Origin of the sequence: Nitrospina watsonii (genome assembly GCF_946900835.1) — a bacterium.
GTDB lineage: Bacteria > Nitrospinota > Nitrospinia > Nitrospinales > Nitrospinaceae > Nitrospina > Nitrospina watsonii.
In genome coordinates, this window is the sequence record NZ_OX336137.1 from 608,219 (window position 1) to 631,049 (window position 22,831).

Here is a 22,831-nt window from a genome sequence, read left to right on the forward strand (position 1 = left end):
GGCCCACGGATCATCGTTTGCGGTGAGAGCATTGCTCCGTTTGTTGCAGGGCACGCCTGCATCATTTTGTAAGGACTCTCCTGTATGGAATCCCGTATTTTTGAAACCGGTCCGGATCGGTTGTCGTTGATCACCGATTCCGGCCGGGTGTATTTCGGCCTGCAACGGTCCTCGGCGCCGCAGTTGAACCGGTGCGTGGTGGATTTGTTTGAATACCTCAACACCCGCCTGGGCTTTTGCAACGATGACAGCGGACGGCACCATCAGGCCTGCTTCAACCTGATCCTGCGCTACGCCTATCCCGAAATCATGATCGACCTCGCCGACCTCGTTTATGTCCAGCACGAGCGGCCGATGGTGTTTTTGAATCTCGATCACATCGATGGCAACCGGCGCGCCGATCTCGACCCGCCACTGGCCGGGTTGTCGGCGGCAGACATGAACCATCAAATGGAATTTCTGTTCCGTTCGCTGGCGGATGCCATCCGTCACGACCCCGCGTTGGCGGCAGACCCGGTGGTGGTGCGCATGCTGGCGGAAAGCTACAGCACGTACCTGGTCTTGACGGAAAACTTTCCGTGGGATCAGGGTCTGGCCGACCTCATCCCGCCGGTGGACGAACCGGTGCTGGATGTGGCGACGGGGTTGACGGGATTCAGCATTCTGCACGACTGGCCGGAAGATTATCCCACCCTGTACCTCAGCGATTCGATGCCGTTCATCATCGAGGCGCTCACGCATTACAAGGAACAGATCGGCAAAAGCAATGTGGAGATTCTCGATGCCCGCTTTCCGGAGGGGCTGCAGGTGTCGCGGACTTTCGGCTGGATGCAGGTCAGCAAGTTTCTGCATCACCTGCAACGCGACGAGCGCCGCGCGTTTCTCAAATGGGCGCTGAAGCAGTTGAAGCCCGGCGGTCGCATGATGATCGTGGACACCGACCTCGAGTACCGCATTCTGAAAGAAGCGCGGAAGCCGGAGTACCGCGACAAACTGATTCCCGGTTACCTGGAAACGCTGGTCGATATCGAAGACAAGTTCTGCCACAACCTGGTTGAGGACGTGCGCGAGGCGGGGTTTGTGGTGGAGGACTTCGAGTACCACGAGTTCTACGACGAGACCGATGCCTACAGTTACTATCCCGGCGACACCCTGCCGCTGCAATTTCTGGGATTCGAGATCGTCGCCGAAAAGGTGGGGTGAGCGGACTGCGTCCGCAGGCAACGGGTTGTGTCTTGAAAGGGCCGGGGGTTATTCGTCGAACCCTCCTTTAAAAAATAAAACATAGATTCTTCGCTGACGCTCAGAATGACAATTCAGACTCGGAGGGCACGCCTGCCTGCGCCGGACAGGCCGGGCCGGCTCCCCCTTCTCCGAAGGGGTCGTTACTTTGTGTCGAGGTGTTTGTGCAGGGCTTTCCATTCCGCCTGCACCGACTTCATGGCTTTGGTTTCCATGGCGCGGTACTGGTCGATGACACTCTGTCCGAGTGCCGTCAATTGCGCGCCGCCCCCACCGGCGCCGCCCTGGCTGCCTTCCACCAGCGGTTTTTTGAAACACTGGTTCATGGTGTCCACCATGCCCCAGGCGCGGCGGTAACTGAGGCCGAGCTCCCGCGCTGCCGCCGAGATCGATCCGGTCCGGCCGATGGCTTCCAGCAAATCCACCTTGCCCGGACCGAGGGCGATCTCACCGTGCAGGGTGATGCGGAAACGGGATTTCAATTGCGCCGGTTTGTTGGAGGGCGATGCGGACATGAAAACCTCATGGGGTTTTGGGTGACGGGATGCGTTCGATTCCGACCACGTTGGGGATGGGCCAGGCGATGCGGTTGGCGTCGTTCTCGTTCGAGTCGGTGGAATAGCTGCCTAAAAATTCCATCTGCGCGGTGCCGGATTGTATGAACAGTTGCGCCTCCGGGCCGCCTTCGACGTACATCGCCCGTTTCAGATGGATCGGCAACTCCAGCAGGATGTCGATGAGGTCGTGCGTGCTGTAGGGCGAGCGCACATGCACGAACAGCATGTGTCCGTCGGCATCCATGCCGATGACGGAGGTGCTCCAGATTTTGTCCTGCTGCTTCCACACGTTGTCGCCGTCGCAGGAAATCATGCGGATGCTTTGGATCAGCGTTTGGTACCGTTCGCGCAGCGATTCCACATCCTGGCAGTCGCGGTCCAGAATCTGCACCGGCGGCAGCGAGGTTTCCTGCGGGTGGAATGCCAGCAGGGCGCGGTCTTTCGAATACCAGGTGTTGTTGACATGGTCGATGGTTTTCATCAGCGACACGCTGGTCAGGTTGTCGGTCTGGTACATGCTGGCGTTGATGGCGGCGACGAGGTTGTGGTCCTGCACCCACTCTTTGGCGGAGCGGCGTTTGTTGCGGTCGGACGAGGCGTTGAGCAGGCGGAACCGGAAATGGGCCGGGTCGATGCGCAGCACGCGCACCAGCGAATCGCCGATGATGGATTTGCGCGGTGACAGGAAGGTGCCGAGTTGCAGGCCCGGCTCCAGCGTCACCCAGGGCACCGGGTTGCCGTTCTTCGGGCCGGAACTCGTGGCCGCTCCGGCTCCCAGTGTCAGGCTTGCCAGCAGGGCGCCAAGGATCAGGGTGTGGGTACCGAACTTCATGAATCCACCAACACAGATGACGACCCCTCCCGGCTGCGGGACGAGGCGGAATCTTCTAACTGGTTGTTAAATTATAACAAAAAACCGGCTCGAACCTCATGGCCTGCCGGGTTCATTCAACTTGGCCCTTTTGAGGGTTTTAAGCCCCGTCGGTCTTCTTTAAATTAAGCGGTAATATAGATATTTCAAGGATTTATTTGAGGGGTTCGGTTGATTTTGGTATTTTTTTGTTTATAATGGCGATACTTCGTAAGAATTCAGACTTCACATCTTAATATCGATATTATCGGGCCTCGTTTTCAGGAAGGCTCCCAGGAATATAAAATCTCATCCCACATAGGAAAGGGCGCTTTATCATGACTAAAATGGTTCGTTTTGGGTTTTTAGCGGTTTTGATGTTTGCAGTAGGTTGTGCCGGCCAGGGTGGTTCCGGTGGTGGAGACATGGGGTCCGCGGACCGGGTCGCTGGCGACAATAAAGGCGTTAAAATCGTTAAGCCACGGACTGCCTCCAGCGTCGACAACCAGGTTGAAATCTGTATGGAGACCAACGGCTATACGGTGGAACCGGCCAAGAACGGCGTCAACCCCGGTAAAGGACATCATCACCTGATCATCGATGTGGATCTGCCGCCGGCCGGACAGCCGATCCCGAAGGACAGCAACCACATCCACATGGGTGACGGCTCGACCTGTAAAACCATTGAACTCAGCGATGGCATGCACCGGATTCAGGCTTTGTTTGCCCAGGGCAACCATGTGCCTTACGATCCTCCGGTTTCGGATTCGATTGTTGTCTTTGTTCAGTAAGTTTTAAAATCGTAAACTCTGGGAGTCTGATATGAAAATATTAGCACGGATTTTCGCAGTCATGATGATTCTGACGCTCGTTGGGTGTGCTTCTTCGGGTGGCTCCGGAAGCTCGTCTTCCTCTTCTTCATCCTCTTCCTCTTCCAGCGGCGGGCAATTGACGGCGGAAGATTATGAGCGGATCGGGATCAAAGAAACAAACCGGTAAGACCCTGCCGGGTTGACCGGATCGGATACAAAATTGCAAGCGCGGAGGCTTCGGCCTTCGCGCTTTTTTTGTTGGGAGCCAATCAGAGATGGTCCATGAATTCCGCCAGGCTGGAGACGATGAGGTCGGCCTGGGAGAAGTCGATGTTCCGGTTGAGGGGATTGAGCACGATGACGCAGGACATGCCTGCATCGTGTGCGGCGTGCACGCCTTTCAGCGCGTCTTCCATCACCAGGCAGCGTTCGGGGGCCAGGCCCAGTTGTTCCGCCGCCTGCAGAAAAATGTCGGGAGCCGGTTTTTCCCGCCGCGTGCCGGGTGACTTGCCGAGGATGGTCTCGACCAGGTGTTCGGCTTCACCATGGCGGAGGATGGCGCGGATGTCGTGTTCCCAGGATCCGGAGGCGATGGCCAGCTTGAAGCGTTGCTTCATCGTTTCCATGAAACGGCGGGCGTCGGGGAACAGGCGGATGTCGCCGTTGGAACAGAATTCGGAGTACAGTTCGAATTTCTGCTCGCGCATGGCCTCGGGGCGGATGTCGAGCTTCAGGTTGTAGCGCTCGATCTCGCCCTGGATGCCTTTGCCTTTCGAGGTGAATTCGACCCAGTATTCGTCGGCATCGATGCTGTGTCCGTAACGTTCGAACACGGTGTTGTAGGCCTTGTAGTGGAACGGTTCCGAGTCGGCGATCAGGCCGTCGAAGTCGAGGATGACGCCTTCGCAGCCGTCGAGCAGCGACGTCAGCCGGGTTTTGAGTTGCGGGTCCATGGCGCCGGTTTTTTTCATGGGTTGGCCAGCGCGGGGCCGGTGGGTTCGTGATCGTCCACGGACAAGCCGATGCGGTTGAACCGCACCCCGCCGTTTTCATTGTTCCACGACCAGTAAATCCACTGCGCCTTGCCCCGCACCTTGTCGAGGTCGAGGAAGCCCCACTTGCGGCTGTCGTGACTGTTTTCGCGGTTGTCGCCCATCACGAACACATGACCTTCGGGGATCATCACCGGGCCCACATCATCGCGTTCCGGAATGCGTTCCAGGCTGGGCGGTTCGGTATGGTGCGCATAAGGTTCTTCCAGCCGGCGGTCGTTGATGTACACCTGCTGGTGACGCACTTCCAGCTTTTCTCCGGGCAGGCCGATGACACGCTTGATGAAATCCTTGGACTCGTCCAGCGGGTATTTGAAGACGATGATGTCGCCGCGCTCCGGCGTTTCCTGCAACAGCAGGTAGTCCGGAAACAGCTGGATATTCAACAATGGAACTTCGTTGGGGATGTGGATGCCGTAGGTGAACTTGGTGACCAGCAGGTGGTCGCCGATCAGCAGCGTGTCTTCCATGGAGCCGGAAGGGATCTTGAACGCCTGCACAATGAACGTGCGGATGAGCAGGGCCAACAGCAAGGCGATGAGGATGGCCTCGGTGTATTCCCGGAGCGTGCTCTTCTGCGGTTTGGAAGTCGAGGTGGCCGCCGCCGCATTGCCTGCGGAGCCGGGCGTGTTCTGTTCGGGATTATTTGACATCAGTCCTCAATACGGCGAGAAAGGCTTCCTGCGGAATCTCCACCTTTCCGATCTGCTTCATTCTTTTTTTGCCGGCTTTCTGTTTCTCCAACAATTTTCGTTTCCGGGTGATGTCCCCGCCGTAACATTTGGCCAGCACGTTTTTACGCAGGGCTTTGACGGATTCGCGGGCGATGACTTTGCCGCCGATGGAGGCCTGGATGGCAACCTCGAACATTTGCCGGGGAATCTGTTCCTTCAGTTTCTTGACCAGATCGCGGCCGCGGAAATAGGCCTTGTCGCGGTGAACGATCATGGACAGGGCATCGACCGTTTCCCCGTTGAACAGAATGTCCAACTTTACCAAATCCGAGGCCCGGAAATCCATAAATTCATAATCGAACGACGCGTAGCCTTTGGTGGACGATTTCAGGTGGTCGAAAAAATCGAACACGATTTCACTGAACGGCAGGGCGTACTGGAGCATCACCGTCTTCGGCGTCAGGTATTCCATCTTCAACTGATGGCCGCGCCGGTCCCGCGCCAGGTTCATGACCACGCCGACGTACTCGTCGGGCACAATGATGGTGCCGCGCAGATACGGCTCCAGAATGGTGTCGGTGCGGTCGTTCTTGGTCAGGTTGGACGGGTTGTCGATGACGACCATCTCGCCGTGTTCCGGCTGCAGATGGAAGATGACGGTCGGTGCGGTGGTGAGCAGATCGACGTTGTACTCGCGTTCGAGGCGTTCGCGCACGATCTCCATGTGGAGCAGGCCCAGAAAGCCGCAGCGGAAACCGAACCCCAGCGCGGCGGAGGTCTCCGGCTCGTAAGTGAATGAGGCGTCGTTGAGGCGCAGCTTCTTGAGCGCGTCGCGCAGGTTTTCGTACTGGTCGCCATCGATGGGGTACAGGCCGCTGAACACCATCGGCTTCACGTCTTTGTAACCGGACAGCGGCTGGGCGCAATTGTTTTTGAATTCGGTGACGGTGTCGCCGATCTTGGTCTCATCGAGTTGCTTGATGTTGGCGACGATGAAGCCGACCTCTCCGGAGTCCAGGCGGTCGATGCGTTTCGGCACCGGCGTGAACGCGCCGAGCTCTTCCACTTCGAAGGTGTGGCCGGTGGCCATCATCTGGATCTGCATGCCTTCGGTGATGCAGCCGTCCATCACGCGCACGAGGATCATCACGCCCTTGTACAGGTCGTACCAGGCATCGAACAGCAGCGCCTTCAACGGTTGCTCCGGGTGTCCCACCGGCGGCGGGATGCGCTCGACGATGGCGGCCATGATTTCCTCCACGCCGATGCCTTGCTTGGCGCTGGCGAGGATGGCTTCGCTGGAATCGATCTGCAGAATGTCTTCCAGCTGCTCGCGCACCATGTCCGGGTCGGCGCTGGGCAGATCGACTTTATTGATGACCGGGATGATGGTCAGGTTGTTGTTCATGGCCAGGTTGACGTTGGCGATGGTTTGCGCCTGGATGCCCTGCGAGGCATCGACCAAAAGCAGCACGCCTTCGCAGGCCGCGAGGCTGCGCGACACTTCGTAGGAAAAATCCACGTGGCCCGGCGTGTCGATCATGTTGAAGGTGTAGGCTTCGCCCGACTGCGACCGGTACGGCAGGCGCACGGTCTGCGCCTTGATGGTGATGCCGCGCTCGCGTTCGAGGTCCATGTTGTCGAGAAACTGGTCCTTGAACACGCGCTGTTCGAGCGCGCCGGTCTTCAGGATCAGTTTGTCGGCCAGGGTGGACTTGCCGTGATCGATGTGGGCAATGATTGAAAAATTACGTATGTTCTGTTGAATCATGTCTGGGTGTCGGTTTGCGTGTGCCTGTGGGCAGGTCCTTCATTGTAGCAGTTATGAAAGACGCGGGTTGCCTTTTTATGGCAGGCGGGTGCAGGGAAACCTGTTCGCCGGGGTTGCGGTCAACGGACCGTTTCGATGTCTGTTCCGGATGTGTTCAACTGGGAGGGGACCGGAGACCGGGACAGGGCTGTTTGGGCCGACACGTCCTCGGGCAGCGGGTAACGCTCGACCAGATCGCGCAGGGACTGTCTCCAGTCCTGGAATCGCAGCTTCATCACCTCGAAATCGCGGTTGTTGTCAATGTCCAGAGTGGCTCCGGGAAACGGCGTGACCAGTCCGGTGAACCGGGTCTTGAGGCCCTGCGACACCCAGGCTTCGAGGTGACGCTTCGGCACCCAGCGGCGAAACCAGTCCGCCACCCGGTCGAGTTTCAGGCGGGCGCACATCAGGCATACCAGCAGGCACAGGTAAAAGCGGTAGCCGCGGTAACAGTCCTTCTTGAACAATTCGACGCCGAAGCGCACGACGTTCTTGATGTCCCGCTGGTAGCGGTACTGATACATGGTCTGGATATAATGGCGGTTCTGGATGCGCCCCGGTTTGACCAGGTGCATGTTGTTGATGCGGTACTTGTCTTCCTTCAAATGCAGGTACGCCATCTTGATGCCGGGTTGCCCTTTACGCGGGTAAAACGGTTTCAGCGCCTTCTCCGGCGTCAGCCCCAGCACGTAATCGTAATGCTCGATGTCGGCATGGGCGGTGAAGTAATCGATCTCATGCGGCGTGATCAACGGCGAATCGCAGGGCACCACCAACAGCGCCTTGTCCTTGTAAATGGAGTTCTCCAGATGCGATTCGGGCACCGGTTCCGGCAGGCTTTCCATGTAGGCGAACCAGACGTTCTCGTACAACGACTGCTTCTGCTCCAGCAGGGTGATGGGTTTCGGCTGGTCGAGATCGATGCCGTCACGCAGCAGGTGCTCCCGCAACGCGCGCTGTTTGCCGACAACATAGATGTTCCGCACCGACTGCGCCTTGATGAGGGCATCCAGAACGTAACTCACCACCGAGCGGTTCTCGATTCCCAGAAAGGCCTTGTGCTGGTGCAGGACCTGGTAACTGTGCAGCCCCTCTCCCGCGACCACCACCGCATCGAATTGTTTGAACTGATAGGGAACGTCCATGGCAATCGTTACATGGATAATGTTAGTATTAATATGAAACTGAAAAAATTCAGAGTCAATGCCATCCCGCCGGAAAAAAGGCCCTAATATACTATGATTTAAGGATAAATCCAATTGTGGGTTGATCTCCCACCCAATTTTCATTATACAAGTCGTTTTACATGTTACGAATTTTTTGCCATATTAGAGGAACATGTCTGTCAACACACCTTTAAAGACCACTCCCCTTCACGCAATTCATGTCCAGCTGGGCGCCAGGATGGTGCCGTTCGCCGGATGGGACATGCCCATTCAGTATAAGGGAGTCATGGAAGAACACCGTGCCGTACGCGACGGCGTGGGCATCTTTGACGTCAGCCACATGGGCGAGATCGACGTCAAAGGCCCCCAGGCCAAGGCGTTTTTGCAGCACCTGGTCACCAACGATGTGGAAAAAATGACCGATGGGGCCATTCTGTACAGTCTGATGTGCTACGAAAACGGCGGCGTGGTGGACGACCTGCTGATCCACCGCTTCGACGACGATCATTATTTCCTGTGCGTCAACGCGTCCAACACGGACAAGGATTTCGACTGGGTCGAACAGCAGGCCAAGGCGTTCGACGTGGCGGTCGAGAACACCAGCGACAGCACGGCGCAGTTTGCGGTGCAAGGCCGGCACGCGGAAGCGTTGTTGAAACCGATGCTGGACATCCCGGTCGGCGACATCGCTTATTACACCTTTCAGCAGGGTAAAATCGAGGGCGCCGACTGCATCATCTCCCGCACCGGCTACACCGGTGAGGACGGGTTCGAGCTCTATCTGTCCACGGAAGACGCGGTCGCGGTGTACGAAAAAATCATGGCCGCGGGCAAGCAGTACGACATCCAGCCCATCGGCCTGGGCGCGCGCGACACCTTGCGCATCGAAATGGGTTATCCGCTGTACGGGCAGGAGATCGACGCCGACCACAATCCGCTGGAAGCGCGGCTTGGGTTCGTCATCAAACTGAAAAAAGAAGCCGCCTTCAACGGCAAGGAAGTGCTTAAAAAACAAAAACAAGCGGGGCTCACGCGGAAGCTGGTGGCGATCAAGATGATGGAACGTGGCGTGCCTCGCTCGCATTACCCCATCCTGAAGGAGGGCGAGGCCGTGGGCGAAGTCACCAGCGGCACCTATTCACCGTCCTTGAATACCGGGGTGGCTCTGTGCTATGTACCGACAGGGCTGGCCGAAGTGGGCAACCGGGTGGAAGTGAGCATCCGCAACCAGGCGGTTCCGGCGGAAATCATCCCGCTGCCCATGGTGCCCAGCAACGTCAAAAAGAAATAAAATAGAGACCCCTCCGGTTCCTTCGTGGACCGTCAGGTTGCAGAATCCGACTCAAAAAACAGGAGGCAAGAATGGAAGTCCCGAAGGATCTGATGTACACGCGTGAACACGAGTGGCTGCGCATCGATGGCAACAAAGGCGTGATCGGCATCACGGCGTTCGCCCAGGATCAACTCGGTGACGTGGTGTTCGTGGAGTTGCCGAAGGAAGGCGCCGATCTGCAACAGGAAACCACGTTCGGCGTGGTCGAGTCCGTCAAAACGGTATCCGATCTGTATGCGCCGGCCAACGGCAAGGTGACCCAGGTCAACAAGGAGCTGGAAGCGCATCCGGAATTGATCAACCAGGAGCCGTATGGCAAGGGGTGGATCGTCGAGGTGGAGTTGAAGGACGCCAACGACAAAAACGGCCTGCTGTCCCCCGCCGATTACGAAAGTTTTCTGCAGGAACAAAATCATTAATCCCTAAACACCCATTGCCTCCATCATGCGCTATATCCCACACACGGAAACCGACATTCAGGAAATGCTCACCGCCATCGGCATCGAGGATGTCGGAAAACTGTTCGAGTCCATCCCGGAAAGCCTCCGGCTGGTTGAACCGCTGAATCTGCCCGCCGCGCAATCGGAGCCGGACCTGACGCAGAGCATGCGCCGGCTGGAAGCGCGCAACCTGAACCCGGACGAGTACGCCGTGTTTCTGGGCGCGGGCGCGTACCGGCATTTCACGCCGTCCCTGGTCAATCACATGATCCTGCGCGGCGAGTTCGCCACCTCTTACACGCCCTACCAGCCGGAAGTCAGCCAGGGCACGTTGCAGTCCATCTTCGAATTCCAGAGCATGATGTGCATGCTGACGGGCATGGAAATCGCCAACGCGTCGATGTACGACGGCTCGACGGCACTGGCGGAAGCGGTGCTCATGGCTTACCGCATCAACGGCGGCACCGAAGTGCTCATGGCACAAAGCGTGCATCCGGAATACCGCCATGTGGCGCGCACCTACACGCAGGGCCTCGGCGTCACCTACAAGGAAATCCCGTTCGGCGACGACGGCCGCATCGACGTCGAGTACGTCAAACAGAACCTCACCGCCAACACCAGTTGCGTGGTGATCCAGAGCCCGAACTTTCTGGGCGTGGTCGAGCAGTATGCGGAGTTGAGCGAGTACCTGAAAGACCGGGACACGCGACTTGTGGTGGCGGTGGCGGAAGCGACCTCGCTCGGCATTTTAAAACCGCCCGGCGAGCGCGGCGCCGACATCTGCATCGGCGAGGGACAGGCTTTGGGCCTGCCGGTGTCGTACGGCGGACCGTATGTCGGGTTCTTCGCGACGAAAGAAGAGTTTTTCCGGCAGATCCCTGGCCGCATCGTCGGCGAGACCGTGGACCGCGAAGGCCATCGCGCCTATGCGTTGACGCTGGCCACGCGCGAGCAGCACATCCGGCGCGAGAAGGCGACGTCCAACATCTGCACCAACCAGGGGCTGTGCGCGCTGGCGACGACGGTCTATATGGCGACGATGGGCAAGTCAGGCCTGCACGAGGTGGCGAAGCGCAACCTCATCCACGCCGATTACATGAAGAACAAACTGTCGAAGCTGAAGGGATTCAAAATCCGCTTCACCGGCGAGACCTACAACGAGTTCGTGCTGGAATGCCCGAAACCGGCGGTGGAGGTGCGGGATCAATTGCTGGAAGAAAAACTGGTCGCCGGTCTGCCGCTCGGCCAGCACTACGAAGCATTGAGCCACTGCCTGCTGCTCTGCGCCACCGAACTCACCCCGCAGGAACACATCGACCGCCTCGTCGATCGCCTGGGCCGGGTTTAGACCAGGCCCGGCCTCCCTCAGTACCGCGCCGCACACGGCACTTTACCTGCAACGGTTCCAATGGTGTGCCCGCACACACTCGTGCCTTCCCCTTTAAATCAAACTGCAAAACCGGCTGCGGCCCGTTATTCAAAATCAGTAAAAAATAAAACGCCCGTGGGGTCAGCCGATTTTCGCCGCCAGCTCTTCGGCGGGGTAGGTGAGGATTTCGGACAGGGTGGGGTGGTAGAACGGCATCTTCAGCAGGTCATATACGGTTCCGTGATAATACATGACGGCGATGAGGTGGTGGATCAACTCGCCCGCTTCGGGCCCGGTGATGTGTGCGCCGATCAGGGTGCCGTCGTCCGGCCGGCACAGCAGCTTGACGTGGCCGTGGGTTTCGCCCAGGCACAGGGATTTGCCGTGGTCGTCAAACGGATACGATGCGGCGAGGTACGGCCAGTTGTTCTGCCTGCATTCTTTCTCCGAATAGCCCACCGAGGCCACCGCGGGATCGGAAAACACGACGCTGGTTTTCAAACGTTCTTCACAACGCTGCTGCGCGCCGTCCGGGTGGAGCGCATTGTAGGCGGCGATCTCGCCATGCTGAATGGCAATGTGCACCACCTCGAACAGGCCGGTGACATCGCCCACGGCGAAGATGTTGTGCTTGCTGGTGCGCAGGGTGTCGTCCACGGCGATGCCCCATTTGCCGAGCTTGACGCCCGCCGCGTCGAGGTTCAACCCCGCCACATTCGGCGTTCTGCCGAGCGCGTTCAACAGGGTGGCGGCGGCGACGGTGATTTCTTTGCCTTCATGGATAAAATGCGCGCAGCGTTTGCCATCCTGCACGCTGACTTTCAGATCCCTCGTGCCGGTGTACACCGTCATGCCTTCTTCGCGGAGCCGCGCTTCCAGCGGACGCGCCAGGTCTTCATCGTGCGACGATAAAATGTGGCCGCTGCGCTGCACCAGCGTCACCTGCGTGCCGATGCGCTGGTAGAACTGCGCCAGTTCGACGCCGACGAATCCCGCCCCCAGCACGATCATCGAGTCCGGTTGCTGGCGCAACTCCAAGGTGTCGTCACTGGTCAGGAAGCCGGTGGCATCAAGGCCGGGGATGGGCACGTCGGCGATGACGGAGCCGGTGGCGATGACGAAGGCGCGCGCGCTGTAGCGTTTGCCTCCGGCCTCAATGGCGTTGGCCGAGACGAAGTGCGCCGCGTCTTCGATCAAGGTGAAGCGCGGATTCTTCAACTGCTCGACGCGGTAGTTGGTGAATTCGGCGATCAGCCGGTCCTTGCGCTCGATGATGGCGGCGAGGTCGGCGCGCGGGTTGTCCACGGCGAGGCCGAACTCCGGCGCGCGGTGCATGAGCGCCAGGATGTCCGACGAACGCAGGATGGTTTTGGTCGGCATGCAACCACGCAGGATGCACAATCCGCCCAGGGGGCCGGGATCGACGATGGCGACCTGCGCACCGGCACGCTGGGCGGTGTCGGCTGCGGCGTAACCCGCCGAGCCGCCACCGATCACGATGACATCATAGTCCATGATGGGTTCGAATCAGGAGGGGTGAGCCGAAGCGGCGTTTCACTCGAAGTCTTCCGGAGTCAGCTTGAACTCGTGGTAGCATTCCCGGAGCAGGTCTTCCGCGGTTTCGGTCATCAGCGCGTCCCCCTGTTCCTTGAACAGGTCTTTGGCGATGCGCAGGTGGTGGATGGCCTCGCGGCCGCGTTTCACCGAGTAATGCACCGTGGCCACGTTGCTGTGCGCGCGGGCGAAGTTGGGATTGATCTTGATCGCTTCCTCATAATGCTTGACCGATTCATCGATCATGCCCAACAGGTTCAGGATCAACGCCAGGCTGTAATGCGCCATGACGTCGTCCGGCTTCAGCTCCACCGCTTTCTGGAAGCACTCCATCGCCTTCACGTTTTTCGGCATCTTGCCGTAACGGATGCCCATGTTGAACCAGGCTTTGAAATGATCCGGTTCCTGGGCCACGCACTTGTCGTAGGCTTCGATGGCGCCATCGTTGTCCCCGGCCCGGCCGCGTTCGAGGCCGATTTGAAACCACTGCTCCGCAGTTTTCGGAGTTTCACTTTCCGTAGTCATTCTAATTCCCTATAAAATTTGGGTCGGGATTGCAGGATTGCAAGTCGTTGATATTCTGAGGTCCCTATGCTAACTTATTACCCAACCATTTTTCAACACCCGGTCCCGGGTATTCCGCCCTGGGACGGCCCCGGCAGTAACTTTTCAAGTCATTACGCCCGAAATTTATCCGATAACCTGTAAGAACAGGAAAAACATTGTATGAGTATTGAGCCTGGTTCTGAAGAAGAACGCCTTTTGCTGGGCCGCTGGATCCGCAAAGGCCAGGATTTGATCATCGCGTCCTCCGCTTTGGGGGATTCCTACCTCGACCCCAACGTCAAGCGGGACGAAGAAATCCAGACCCTTTCCGAGGAGTACGTGAAGTTCGACCACGACGTGGCGGAAAAGCTGCCGCATCTCAAAGGCCGTTTCCGCTGGGACCTGGAAAAATATTTCCGCGACCACTTCGGTCCCTACCTGCCGAAGGAATGACCCCACTATGGCTGATGTGAAAATTTCCGGGCTCGACGAGGCGCCCGCCGACAACGAAGTCCGCGTGGTGCAGTTCGAGCATCCGGTGACCGACATTCCGTACACCCTCGCCCTGTACCATGTGGGCGAGCGCTACTACCTCATCACCGATGCCTGCAAGCTGTGCGGGTCCAGTGTCGGGCACGGCGACTGGAACGGCATGTTCGCGCGCTGCGTCACGGAAGGACATCCCTGGAACATCAAGACCGGGCTGTGCAAGTTCGACCGCACCCAGTCCCTGCCCATTTATCGCGTCCACGTCCGGGACGACGGATTGTACATCGAAATCTAAGCAGGGGGAATGCCCGCTTGGGCAGTGACTCGGCGGGGTTGCGCGGTCAGCGCCGCCAATTGTGGAATTTCTGCACCCACTTGAGCAGGCCTTCGGGGGCGTTGTTTTTTTTCCAGACCCCGGCGGCGAACTTGTTGGCCTCCGCCATGGTCGGGTAGATGTGGATGGTGCTGAGGATTTTGTTCAGGCCGAGGCCGTGCTTCATGGCCAGCACGTACTCCGCAATCAGGTCACCGGCGTGAAAACCGACGATCGTGACGCCCAGGATTTTGTCCTTGCCCGGCGGCGTCAGCACTTTCACGAAGCCGTGGTCCTCGCTGTCGGCGATGGCGCGGTCGAGGTCGTCGATGCCGTACGTCGTCACTTCATAGGGAATGTTCTGTTCCTTCGCTTCCATCTCGTTCAACCCGGCGCGCGCCACCTCCGGATCGGTGAACGTGCACCAGGGCACCACGCTGTAATCCACTTTGAATTTCTTGAACGGACTGAACAGCGCGTTGACGGCGCAGAACCAGGCCTGGTGCGCGGCGGTGTGGGTGAACTGGTAAGGACCCGCCACGTCGCCGCAGGCGTAGATATTTTTGTGCGCGGGCGTGCGCAGGTACTCATCGACTTCCACCGTGCCGCGGTCGCCCAGTTTCACGCCGATCTCTTCCAGCCCGAAGCCTTTCGCATTGGCGGCGCGACCGACCGCGACCAGGATACGGTCGAACTCGATATCCTCCGTCGTACCGTCCTGTTTCTCCACGCGCATGAACGTGCGTCCGTCTTCTTTGATCACTTCCTTGCACTTGGTGTTGACGCGTACGTCGATGCCTTCGGATACAAATTTCTGGCGGACGGTGCGGCTGACGTCCTCATCTTCCCGGCTCAGGATTTCCGGCCCCATCTCCACCTGCGTCACCTGGCTGCCGACGCGGACAAACGCCTGCGCCAGTTCGGAGCCGATGGGGCCGCCGCCTGCGATCAGCAATCGATTTGGCAACTCGCGCAGGCTCCACAGGGTGTCGGAGGTCAGGGCGTCCACCTGATCGAGTCCGCCAATGGGCGGCACGGCCGGGGTGGCGCCGGTGGCGATGATGATGTTTTGCGTGGTCAGGGTTTTGCCGTCCACCTCGACTTCGTGCGGAGATAGGAGTTTCGCCGCTCCGGTGTAACAGTCCACCCCCAGCCGCGTGTAGCGTTCGATGCTGTCGTGCGGCTCGACTTTCTGAATGACGTTCTGCACGCGCTCCATGATGTCGGCAAAATCGAATTCCGCGCTTGCCGATTTCAAGCCGTACAACTGATGGCGCTTGATATAGGAAAGAATCTTGCCGCTGCGGAGGAGCGCCTTGCTGGGCACGCAGCCGGTGTTCAGGCAATCGCCGCCCATCTTGTGTTTTTCGATGAGCGCGACCTTGGCCTTCAGCACGGAGCCGATGTAGGCGGACACCAAGCCCGCCGAGCCGCCGCCGATCACGATGAGGTTGTAATCTTTTTTCGCCATTTCCGCTCCCCGGTGCATTAAACCATGAATTCGTTTTTTCCGCTTGTCGCAAACGATGTCGGAAAGGAGGACGGCATCCTTACACGCCGGAAAGAAAATCCGGGAGTTCAGGGCGCGGCAGACCCGCGGGGAGACGCGTTGGTGACATTGGTGATGTCCGGATTGCGCCCCAACGGTTTCAAATTCATTGTGACGCCCTGTCCCGAATTTGCCGACAGGCCATACTGCTTCTCGATATCCTGCATGATCCCGTGTTTCTGATCCGGTGGGCTCGATGAAAAATGATGGTCCACAAACAGGACGATGGCATGTTTCAAGGCCTTGTCGCCGATGCCCAGATCCTTACGGATGTCGTCATCGTAAAGCGCCTTCTTCCAGTTCTCCGCGTGCTTGAGAGACGCCATGACGCCGCCCGCAGCATTGCGCAGGTTGCGCGCCTCCCGGAAATCCGCGAACTTGAGATTGGCGCCGCCGAACTCGGCCGAATCCAGATCGGCCCCCTGGAACAGCGATCCGGTCAGGTTGGCGTTGTAAAAAATCGTTCCGGCAAGATCGGCTCCGCTGAAATCCGTATTCAGGACGCTGTTGCCGGTGAGGTCGGCAATGTTGAGCGCAACGCGCCGCATGTTGGTGTTTTCAAAATGCGTCTGGTAAAAACTGCTGCCGGAGAGGTCGGCCCCCTCCAGCACGGCTTCGCTGAAATCGACGTTGTCGAATTCGGTTTCGAAAAAACTGGAGAAACTGAGATTCGCTCCGGTGAAATTGATGTTGGTGAGAAACGTTTTGTCAAACAGGCTTCGCTCCAGATTGGCCTCATTGAAGCGTGTGTCCTCGATCACCGTGTGGATGAACTTGCTGGAATCCATGCGGGCTTTTTGAAAAAGGGTGCCGGTGATCCGGTTTTCGGAAAAGGTCACCCGGGTGAGGGTGGCGTTGTCGAAGAGAGAGGATTCGATGGTGGCATTGAGAAAGGTGGCTCCTTCCAGATTGGCGGAACTCATTTTGGTCTTGTGCAGCAGAGCCTGGTTGAAATCCGCGTTCTTGAGAAGGGTGCGATTGGGCACCGTGGACTTGGCGGCCAGGGCCTGGGGTTGGGCGCTGGATTGATCGGACTGAGTGCGGGTTTCCGGTTGGGAATCGTTTTCGGAGATGGTGGGCGCGGGGTCTTTCCGGGTCTGATTCAATTCGGAAGCTTCCCTGCCCGGCGACTGTGTTTGCCGTCCCGAACTCTTGAACAGGCTGGCAAACGAAAATCCGTGCCGTTCTTTTTCGATCGATATGGACAGCGGCGAAAAATCGGTCTCGATGAGCTGCGCCTGCTGGAACCCGGCTCCGTTCAGTTTCGATCCTTTAAAGCGGGCTTGGGTCAAGTCGCTCTTGCGGAAGCTGGATTCGCTCAGGTTGGCGCCGGAAAAATCGGCTTGCTCCAAAAAGGCGCTGTTGAAGAACGCTTTACGCACATTCTGGTTCTGGCTGAAATCGGCCTGCTCGAGGTGGGCGAAGTCCGCATTCATTCTGTCCAGCCGGTGCTTCTGAAAATTGGCGCTCTTCAAATCGGATTTGACGATCTGGATGGGACCGAAAAAATTCAGGTTGCCCGGTACGGCGGACACAATGAACACCGCGAGAAGAATCATCAGCGGCAACGGTTGTTTCTTGATGGAACGGGATTTGACATTCGAAGCGCAATGAAACAGCCAGACCAGAACCAGGCAGACGCCGAGCGCCACCAGCGACCAGAAGGTCACGCTCTCCGAAGCGCGGATGGACCAGATGAAAGCGAAAAAGACGGCCGGGGTCAGAAAATAAAAAATAAAAAACGTGATGCCCCTGGCGAACGGGTTGTCGAGATTGAACACATAGGGCAGCTTCCGCGAGGCTTCCAGCTCGCAGCGTTGCAGCTCGTGCACGAAAATGTGCAGATAAAAAGTCAGCACGATCAGCAGCACCGGCCCCGCCAGAAAAAAAGTGCTGAAGTTGACGTCGATGCCGCCGGAAAACGGAATCTGGATCTTGCCGGTTTCCTTGAAGGCGATGTCGTCCGACTGCCCCAGCGTTAAGAAACAAAATAACGCGTAGGACATGAGCGCCAAGGTCACCGAGCGGATGTTGCGCGAAATTTCGTCATGACGGGCCTTGATCGTTTCATACGTATTGTCCAATGCGGAAGGGGTGTTCGCAGAGGGGGACGGCTTTTCAATGTGGGAAGAATCGGGCGAGTTCATGAGTGCGTCATTTCAGCTTTGGATTGCCGATATCGAATTCTAGCAGATTCGGCGTGGTTGGGGCAAAAAGTTGGCAGGAAAGCCGCGGTCCGAGGGGAGGGGCGGAGGCGGGGTGCAGGGGACGTGAACCGGCCGGGTCAATAGTCGAAAATCTCGCCGCCGGGAATGCGGCGCGGTTGCTTGCCAAACTCGAGCGGGTGATCGGTGCCGGGCAGGATGGTGCCGTCGGGGGAGTACGGACCGATCTTGCTCCACGTGCCGTAGGTCACGCGGTCCACATACTCCATGCGCAGGATGGCCTTGGGATTTTTGTAACCGTACTTGAACGGACAGATGACGCGCAGAGGAAAGCCATGTTCGTCGGTGAGCGGTGCGTTGTTCATGTGCGTGACCAGCAGCGTGCGTGCGTGGCGCAGGGCGTCGAGCGAAAGGTATTCCTTGTACTCGTCGGCGCAGTGGAACAGCACGCCGACCGCCTCCGGCTTCGGCGGCGCGAGTTTCTCCAGCTCGGAAAACGGAAAGCCTGTCCACGTGGCGCGCGCCGACCAGCACTCGACGCACTTGAGGCGCGAGTCCATCGATTTCGCGGGGAAGGTTTTGAGGTCCTTGATGCTGAGGGTCGCCGGTCGTTCTGTCAGGCCGTCGAGGGTGAGCGTCCATGTGGCCGGATCGATGCGGCGCATCGGTTGCCAGTAGTTGATGTAGAACTCGCGGTGGCGTCCGGCGCGGGTCTTGCCGACGAAGTCGGTGCCTTCAAAATAATCCACCTCCTGCGTGGCGGCGGGGTGGGGACGCACCAGGCCCGCGATCAGGGTGGCGAGGCCGCCGGTGATCTTGAAAAAACGTCTGCGTGTCAGTCGGCCGAACGCGCGCATCGGAATCCTAAAAAGATAAACCGCGAGTCCGCCGGCAGGCGGTTGCGGTGGAAGGTTTTACTGTATTCGAAATCGAGGTGCAGGTTCCACAAGCCGCCACGCGTTTCGCGCAGGGTGTCGTCGCCCGCATCCGTCCATTCCCACACCGACCCCGCCATGTCGTGCACGCCGTAGGGCGAGACGTCCCGGCGGTTCGATCCCGCGGACTTTTTGACCACGCCGGAGTAGAACGGGTGCGGTTTGCGCCGCCCCAGCGTGTTGCCCCACGGGTAGAGGCGGCCGTCGGTGCCGCGCGCCGCCTTTTCCCATTCGTCGCCCGTCGGCAGGCGCGCCTTACGTTGTTCGCAGTAACTTTTCGCTTCGTCAAAGGTGACGTGCGTCACCGGATGCCCCGCCGCGCCTTCGCGGAACGTGTGCGTTTCCACCACCTCCGCATACTCCGCATTCGTCACCTCATGCTCATCGATGAAGAACGCCTCAACGTTCGCCGTGCGCCGACCATCATCACCATCATGATGGTCGGCGCCCCGCACAAACTCCCCGGCGGGAATCTCGATCATGGTGGCGGAGAAGGCGGGAGTGGTTTGCAGGACAAGTCCTGCAATAAGTAATGAAGCCGTGAGGGTATGGTGAAGAAGGGAGGTCATGGCTTATTAGAAGTAAAAAGAGAACACAGAGATTCTTCGTCGCCCTCCCTTACAGGGAGAGGAAACGGGCTCATGCATTGCGGGGGAAACGATAATCTGTGGGCGCGATTCCAGATTACCCCTGTTCCCTCCCCGCGTGGCGGGGCTCCTCAGAATGACATAACTGGCCTTGATCTGTCATTCTGAGCGTCAGCGAAGAATCTATAGGTTGCCTTTGCGTGAATCTCTGTACAGAATAAAGCAGTTGGCGCAGAAGTTAAAGATGCCGGAACAGCAGATTCAACGCTACGAGGCGGAGAATTACCGCGCGGTGATCTTCGAAACGCTCATACGGATTGCGAAGGTATTGAAGATCGATCTGGAAAAAGATGCGGTGGTGAGGATTGAGTATTAATTGGGGTGGTCACTCTTTTCTAAAAATGGAAAAAAGTAGCTGTCATTTTCTTGGCAAATGCGGTCTAAGAGGGCATAGGCAACCCCAGGCAATGGCAATTCCTGGTCGATGGCTTTTTCCATTGCAGTCCTTAGTATCCTCGGGCTAAGCACGGGTGGTTCACAATACGCATACAATTTGACCAGTCTCGAAAGTTGTTCCATGTGGCTGTCAAAAATTTTTTGTTCCCTTTTCCTTTTGAAATAGCCAGCGGGCCAAAAAACAATTTTGAAAGTCAGGAACAATATATAAGCGCCACCAATAGCTAAAGTTACCTTCTCCAACCCTGAAATATAGAAAATAAAAATTAGTAAAAGCGGGAAGATGTAGATTAAAAGCCACTTATAAATTTGAAATTTAAACTTTGTTTTCAGATAGTCTTCAGTTGTCCGGTCCGAAAATATGAAGGAAAAGTTTGGGTTTCCCCAATGAGTGCCTGACAAGACTGCGTCACGAAATTCAAAGAATATTTTATAAAAAATGGAATCCAAAACTATCCAATCAATCTCGTTGAGTTGCATCCATGGCTTGGATAAATAGTCAGAGGCCACTTCTAACAATTCATAATATTCAATTTTTGGTTCTACTGAATCTCTTCCAAGATAATGGCGTGGCTCAATTGCCTTGTGTCTCCATATTATTTGGTCATCAGGCTTCCCTCCCCAAGTTTGTTGGTCACCAAGAGTATTTTTCAGGTTGTTAAGTATATTAAAACCTGAGGTTAATCTCTGTCCATATTCTTCAGGGTTCAAGCTTTGAGCTAGGGATTGATTCCTGATTTTTTTTAACAAGGCTTTTTGAATGCGGGTGTATTGTCCAGTCCGCAACCCCTCTTTAAAGGAGAATTGCTTTTCAAGAAAAGTTTGCAATTCCGCTTCCACTTGTTTGTATAAGTTTGTCAAATCATTCATGATTTAATAATTTTAAGACGAGTGGACGATGGAGAGGATTGGGTCTTTTGACAATTGTTCTTTCAATCTAAAATCGTAAACAAGATGGTTTATAAAGAGCCTTGGGAAAATTAAGGGAACTTAATTTGGTATATAGAAATTACCAAAAATGGGAATGAAGTCAAAAAAGAAGTGATTGCCGAAGGATTTAAAGAAGCCAGTGCGTTGAGAATTAAAGGTTTATTTTTTATTCCCACTCAATGGTGCCGGGGGGTTTGGAGCTGATGTCGTAGACGACGCGGTTGACGCCCTGGACTTCGTTGATGATGCGGTTGGAGATTTTGCCGAGCAGGTCGTAAGGCAGGTGCACCCAATCGGCGGTCATGCCGTCGGTGCTGGTCACGGCACGCAGCGCCACCACGTTTTCATAAGTACGCGAGTCGCCCATCACGCCCACCGTCTTCACCGGCAGCAGCACGCCGAACGACTGCCAGATGTCGTTGTACAGCCCGGCGCCCTTGATCTCTTCCAGAATGATCTTGTCCGCTTCCTGCACCATGCGGATGCGGTCGCGCGTGATCTCGTCGATAATGCGGATGGCGAGACCCGGTCCGGGGAACGGCTGGCGGTTGATGATCTCGTCGGGCAATCCCAGCTCGCGCCCGAGTTTGCGCACTTCGTCCTTGAACAGTTCGCGCAGCGGTTCGACCAGTTCCATCTTCATGTTTTCCGGCAGGCCGCCCACGTTGTGGTGCGACTTGATCACCGCCGACGGGCCGCCCTTGAACGACACCGACTCGATGACGTCCGGGTACAGCGTGCCCTGCGCGAGGAAGGTGAAGTCGCCCGCCTTCTGCGCTTCCTCTTCGAACACTTCGATGAAGGTGTTGCCGATGATCTTGCGTTTCTGTTCGGGATCGGTGACGCCCTTCAGTTTGTCGAGAAAGGTTTTCGACGCGTCCACCACGTACAGGTTCATTTTGAAATGTTCGCGGAAGGTATCGACCACGCGCGCGCGTTCGTTCATGCGCAACAGGCCGTTGTCGATGAAGATGCAGATCAGCCGGTCGCCCAACGCCTTATGCAGCAACGCCGCGACAACGGACGAATCGACGCCGCCGCTCAGCGCGCACAACACTTTTCCGCCCTGCACCTGGTCATGAATTTTCTGGATGGCGTACTCGGCGAACGAATCGACTTTCCAGACGGGATCGCAGCCGCAGATCTTGTGCAGGAAGTTTTCGAAAATCTTGCCGCCTTCCTGCGTGTGTACGACTTCCGGATGGAACTGGAGTCCGTAGATTTTGCGGACGGGGTCTTCCATCGCCGCCACGGGGGAATTGCTGGTGAACGCGGTGACTTTGAAACCGTTGGGCAGGCGGTTGATGCGGTCGCCGTGGCTCATCCACGCAACGGAGTTGTTCTTGACGCCGTTGAACAGGTGCGAAAAGGTTTTGAGCACCAGCTCGGCGCGGCCGAACTCGCGTTCCTTCGCCGGGTTCACCTCGCCGTCGGTGAGATACGTGATCAACTGCATGCCGTAGCAGATGCCGAGCACGGGGATTTTGAAATCGAACAGCACCGGGTCGAGCACCGGTGCGTCTTCCGCATGCACGTTTCCGGGTCCGCCGGAGAGGATGATGCCTTTTGGTTTGAACTCGCGGATTTTCTGGATGCCGAGCGTGCAGGGATGGATTTCGCAGTACACCTGGCACTCGCGCACCTTGCGCGCGATGTTCTGGGTGTATTGCGATCCGAAATCGAGGATCAGGATGCGTTGTGCGTGAATGTCTTCGCCGATGGTCATTGCGTGTGTTCGGTGATGGATTTATGAAAGCGCGGTTGTTCCGCCAATTTAACTCTTCTCTGCAAACCAAATTTCGGGCAGCAAACCACCGGCTGGACCCATTCCCAAGCAAAGGAAGAGTCATGAATCCCTCTCATCCTAACCTTCTCCCGCCAGGGGAGAAGGAACCTTTAGTACTCCCTCTTCCTTGATGGGAGCACTCACGGAGTGACGGGCTGGGGAGGGTGGTTTCCTCTGACTCTTTAATGAGCTTTGCAAAGCTCCCTTTATAATAAG

Annotated in this window: 21 protein-coding genes and 1 pseudogene; 8 read left to right on the forward strand and 14 right to left on the reverse strand. The window is 57.2% G+C overall.

The features are described from left to right. The first annotated feature begins 84 nt into the window (after positions 1 to 84). Positions 85 to 1,203: a hypothetical protein gene (locus QML71_RS02710; protein WP_282010363.1), complete on the forward strand. Its 1,119-nt coding sequence runs from the start codon at positions 85 to 87 to the stop codon at positions 1,201 to 1,203. Between the two features lie 182 nt (positions 1,204 to 1,385). Here the strand turns inward: QML71_RS02710 and QML71_RS02715 are convergent, their stop codons facing one another. Both QML71_RS02715 and QML71_RS02720 read right to left on the reverse strand, forming a co-directional pair. Further along, positions 1,386 to 1,757 (reverse strand): winged helix-turn-helix domain-containing protein, encoded by a 372-nt coding sequence (locus tag QML71_RS02715; RefSeq protein WP_282010364.1) that lies wholly within the window; start codon positions 1,755 to 1,757, stop codon positions 1,386 to 1,388. 7 nt (positions 1,758 to 1,764) lie between these two features. After that, positions 1,765 to 2,631 (reverse strand): phosphodiester glycosidase family protein, encoded by an 867-nt coding sequence (locus tag QML71_RS02720; RefSeq protein ID WP_282010365.1) that lies wholly within the window; start codon positions 2,629 to 2,631, stop codon positions 1,765 to 1,767. A gap of 356 nt (positions 2,632 to 2,987) precedes the next feature. On the opposite strand from QML71_RS02720, the gene QML71_RS02725 reads away from it, so the two are divergent. After that, positions 2,988 to 3,440 carry a DUF4399 domain-containing protein gene (locus QML71_RS02725; protein WP_282010366.1) on the forward strand — a complete coding sequence of 151 codons (453 nt, stop codon included), beginning with the start codon at positions 2,988 to 2,990 and terminating at the stop codon, positions 3,438 to 3,440. A gap of 290 nt (positions 3,441 to 3,730) precedes the next feature. Here QML71_RS02725 and QML71_RS02730 read toward each other — a convergent pair whose 3' ends face one another. The 4 genes from QML71_RS02730 to QML71_RS02745 form a co-directional block, all read right to left on the reverse strand. Next, the gene (locus QML71_RS02730) at positions 3,731 to 4,432 is read right to left on the reverse strand and encodes an HAD family hydrolase (protein ID WP_282010367.1); all 702 of its coding nucleotides are present in this window, start codon (positions 4,430 to 4,432) and stop codon (positions 3,731 to 3,733) included. Next, positions 4,429 to 5,166 carry a signal peptidase I gene (lepB, locus tag QML71_RS02735; RefSeq protein WP_282010368.1) on the reverse strand — a complete coding sequence of 246 codons (738 nt, stop codon included), beginning with the start codon at positions 5,164 to 5,166 and terminating at the stop codon, positions 4,429 to 4,431. The genes QML71_RS02730 and lepB overlap by 4 nt, the downstream gene beginning before the upstream one ends. Further along, positions 5,156 to 6,958 carry a translation elongation factor 4 gene (lepA, locus tag QML71_RS02740; protein WP_282010369.1) on the reverse strand — a complete coding sequence of 601 codons (1,803 nt, stop codon included), beginning with the start codon at positions 6,956 to 6,958 and terminating at the stop codon, positions 5,156 to 5,158. Before lepA ends, lepB begins: the two co-directional genes overlap by 11 nt. A gap of 119 nt (positions 6,959 to 7,077) precedes the next feature. Continuing rightward, entirely contained in the window at positions 7,078 to 8,142 is a 1,065-nt protein-coding gene (locus QML71_RS02745) for an NTP transferase domain-containing protein (protein ID WP_282010370.1), read from the reverse strand. Positions 8,143 to 8,335: 193 nt separating this feature from the next. Here QML71_RS02745 and gcvT point away from each other — a divergent pair, with 193 nt between their 5' ends. The 3 genes from gcvT (at position 8,336) to gcvPA (ending at position 11,284) form a co-directional block, all read left to right on the forward strand. Next, a complete protein-coding gene (gcvT, locus tag QML71_RS02750) occupies positions 8,336 to 9,454 on the forward strand; it encodes a glycine cleavage system aminomethyltransferase GcvT (RefSeq protein ID WP_282010371.1) in 1,119 nt (372 codons plus the stop codon). A 71-nt stretch (positions 9,455 to 9,525) separates the two neighbouring features. Further along, entirely contained in the window at positions 9,526 to 9,915 is a 390-nt protein-coding gene (gcvH, locus tag QML71_RS02755) for a glycine cleavage system protein GcvH (RefSeq protein WP_282010372.1), read from the forward strand. A 25-nt stretch (positions 9,916 to 9,940) separates the two neighbouring features. Next, on the forward strand, positions 9,941 to 11,284 hold the full coding sequence (gene gcvPA, locus QML71_RS02760) for an aminomethyl-transferring glycine dehydrogenase subunit GcvPA (RefSeq protein ID WP_282010373.1): 1,344 nt from the start codon (positions 9,941 to 9,943) through the stop codon (positions 11,282 to 11,284). 162 nt (positions 11,285 to 11,446) lie between these two features. On the opposite strand, the gene QML71_RS02765 is transcribed toward gcvPA, so the two are convergent. After that, complete coding sequence (locus QML71_RS02765) at positions 11,447 to 12,820, reverse strand: dihydrolipoyl dehydrogenase family protein (protein WP_282010374.1); 1,374 nt, start codon at positions 12,818 to 12,820, stop codon at positions 11,447 to 11,449. Between the two features lie 39 nt (positions 12,821 to 12,859). Then, complete coding sequence (locus QML71_RS02770; RefSeq protein ID WP_282010375.1) at positions 12,860 to 13,384, reverse strand: tetratricopeptide repeat protein; 525 nt, start codon at positions 13,382 to 13,384, stop codon at positions 12,860 to 12,862. Positions 13,385 to 13,585: 201 nt separating this feature from the next. Here QML71_RS02770 and QML71_RS02775 point away from each other — a divergent pair, with 201 nt between their 5' ends. Together QML71_RS02775 and QML71_RS02780 are read left to right on the forward strand one after the other, a co-directional pair. Continuing rightward, on the forward strand, positions 13,586 to 13,858 hold the full coding sequence (locus QML71_RS02775; protein WP_282010376.1) for a hypothetical protein: 273 nt from the start codon (positions 13,586 to 13,588) through the stop codon (positions 13,856 to 13,858). A gap of 7 nt (positions 13,859 to 13,865) precedes the next feature. Beyond that, a complete protein-coding gene (locus QML71_RS02780; RefSeq protein ID WP_282010377.1) occupies positions 13,866 to 14,189 on the forward strand; it encodes a Rieske (2Fe-2S) protein in 324 nt (107 codons plus the stop codon). A gap of 46 nt (positions 14,190 to 14,235) precedes the next feature. Here QML71_RS02780 and lpdA read toward each other — a convergent pair. The 4 genes and pseudogenes from lpdA to QML71_RS02800 all read right to left on the reverse strand — a co-directional run. Continuing rightward, positions 14,236 to 15,666 (reverse strand): annotated as a pseudogene (gene lpdA, locus QML71_RS02785) (dihydrolipoyl dehydrogenase); the annotation flags it as partial. 119 nt (positions 15,667 to 15,785) lie between these two features. After that, positions 15,786 to 17,903, reverse strand: coding sequence for a pentapeptide repeat-containing protein (locus QML71_RS02790; protein WP_282010379.1), 2,118 nt, complete (start codon positions 17,901 to 17,903; stop codon positions 15,786 to 15,788). Between the two features lie 137 nt (positions 17,904 to 18,040). Further along, the gene (locus QML71_RS02795; protein ID WP_282010380.1) at positions 18,041 to 18,778 is read right to left on the reverse strand and encodes a molybdopterin-dependent oxidoreductase; all 738 of its coding nucleotides are present in this window, start codon (positions 18,776 to 18,778) and stop codon (positions 18,041 to 18,043) included. Continuing rightward, positions 18,757 to 19,425 carry a formylglycine-generating enzyme family protein gene (locus QML71_RS02800; RefSeq protein WP_282010381.1) on the reverse strand — a complete coding sequence of 223 codons (669 nt, stop codon included), beginning with the start codon at positions 19,423 to 19,425 and terminating at the stop codon, positions 18,757 to 18,759. Before QML71_RS02800 ends, QML71_RS02795 begins: the two co-directional genes overlap by 22 nt. Positions 19,426 to 19,639: 214 nt before the next feature. Between QML71_RS02800 and QML71_RS02805 the strand changes: the two genes are divergently transcribed. After that, the gene (locus QML71_RS02805) at positions 19,640 to 19,819 is read left to right on the forward strand and encodes a helix-turn-helix domain-containing protein (RefSeq protein ID WP_345742312.1); all 180 of its coding nucleotides are present in this window, start codon (positions 19,640 to 19,642) and stop codon (positions 19,817 to 19,819) included. Here QML71_RS02805 and QML71_RS02810 read toward each other — a convergent pair. After that, on the reverse strand, positions 19,816 to 20,769 hold the full coding sequence (locus QML71_RS02810) for a hypothetical protein (protein ID WP_282010383.1): 954 nt from the start codon (positions 20,767 to 20,769) through the stop codon (positions 19,816 to 19,818). The genes QML71_RS02805 and QML71_RS02810 overlap by 4 nt on opposite strands. A gap of 226 nt (positions 20,770 to 20,995) precedes the next feature. Further along, positions 20,996 to 22,555: a glutamine-hydrolyzing GMP synthase gene (gene guaA / locus QML71_RS02815; protein ID WP_282010384.1), complete on the reverse strand. Its 1,560-nt coding sequence runs from the start codon at positions 22,553 to 22,555 to the stop codon at positions 20,996 to 20,998. Positions 22,556 to 22,831 lie beyond the last annotated feature (276 nt).

What these genes read in the sequence shown, in the direction of transcription:
- QML71_RS02730 (WP_282010367.1), bottom strand. Translation starts at nt 4,432, where the DNA reads ATGAAAAAAACCGGCGCCATGGACCCGCAACTCAAAACCCGGCTGACG.
- QML71_RS02725 (WP_282010366.1), top strand. Translation starts at nt 2,988, where the DNA reads ATGACTAAAATGGTTCGTTTTGGGTTTTTAGCGGTTTTGATGTTTGCA.
- QML71_RS02710 (WP_282010363.1), top strand. Translation starts at nt 85, where the DNA reads ATGGAATCCCGTATTTTTGAAACCGGTCCGGATCGGTTGTCGTTGATC.
- lepA (WP_282010369.1), bottom strand. Translation starts at nt 6,958, where the DNA reads ATGATTCAACAGAACATACGTAATTTTTCAATCATTGCCCACATCGAT.
- QML71_RS02720 (WP_282010365.1), bottom strand. Translation starts at nt 2,631, where the DNA reads ATGAAGTTCGGTACCCACACCCTGATCCTTGGCGCCCTGCTGGCAAGC.
- gcvPA (WP_282010373.1), top strand. Translation starts at nt 9,941, where the DNA reads ATGCGCTATATCCCACACACGGAAACCGACATTCAGGAAATGCTCACC.
- gcvT (WP_282010371.1), top strand. Translation starts at nt 8,336, where the DNA reads ATGTCTGTCAACACACCTTTAAAGACCACTCCCCTTCACGCAATTCAT.
- QML71_RS02790 (WP_282010379.1), bottom strand. Translation starts at nt 17,903, where the DNA reads ATGAACTCGCCCGATTCTTCCCACATTGAAAAGCCGTCCCCCTCTGCG.
- QML71_RS02795 (WP_282010380.1), bottom strand. Translation starts at nt 18,778, where the DNA reads ATGCGCGCGTTCGGCCGACTGACACGCAGACGTTTTTTCAAGATCACC.
- lepB (WP_282010368.1), bottom strand. Translation starts at nt 5,166, where the DNA reads ATGTCAAATAATCCCGAACAGAACACGCCCGGCTCCGCAGGCAATGCG.
- QML71_RS02775 (WP_282010376.1), top strand. Translation starts at nt 13,586, where the DNA reads ATGAGTATTGAGCCTGGTTCTGAAGAAGAACGCCTTTTGCTGGGCCGC.
- QML71_RS02810 (WP_282010383.1), bottom strand. Translation starts at nt 20,769, where the DNA reads ATGAATGATTTGACAAACTTATACAAACAAGTGGAAGCGGAATTGCAA.
- QML71_RS02745 (WP_282010370.1), bottom strand. Translation starts at nt 8,142, where the DNA reads ATGGACGTTCCCTATCAGTTCAAACAATTCGATGCGGTGGTGGTCGCG.
- QML71_RS02800 (WP_282010381.1), bottom strand. Translation starts at nt 19,425, where the DNA reads ATGACCTCCCTTCTTCACCATACCCTCACGGCTTCATTACTTATTGCA.
- QML71_RS02765 (WP_282010374.1), bottom strand. Translation starts at nt 12,820, where the DNA reads ATGGACTATGATGTCATCGTGATCGGTGGCGGCTCGGCGGGTTACGCC.
- QML71_RS02715 (WP_282010364.1), bottom strand. Translation starts at nt 1,757, where the DNA reads ATGTCCGCATCGCCCTCCAACAAACCGGCGCAATTGAAATCCCGTTTC.
- QML71_RS02780 (WP_282010377.1), top strand. Translation starts at nt 13,866, where the DNA reads ATGGCTGATGTGAAAATTTCCGGGCTCGACGAGGCGCCCGCCGACAAC.
- QML71_RS02770 (WP_282010375.1), bottom strand. Translation starts at nt 13,384, where the DNA reads ATGACTACGGAAAGTGAAACTCCGAAAACTGCGGAGCAGTGGTTTCAA.
- guaA (WP_282010384.1), bottom strand. Translation starts at nt 22,555, where the DNA reads ATGACCATCGGCGAAGACATTCACGCACAACGCATCCTGATCCTCGAT.
- gcvH (WP_282010372.1), top strand. Translation starts at nt 9,526, where the DNA reads ATGGAAGTCCCGAAGGATCTGATGTACACGCGTGAACACGAGTGGCTG.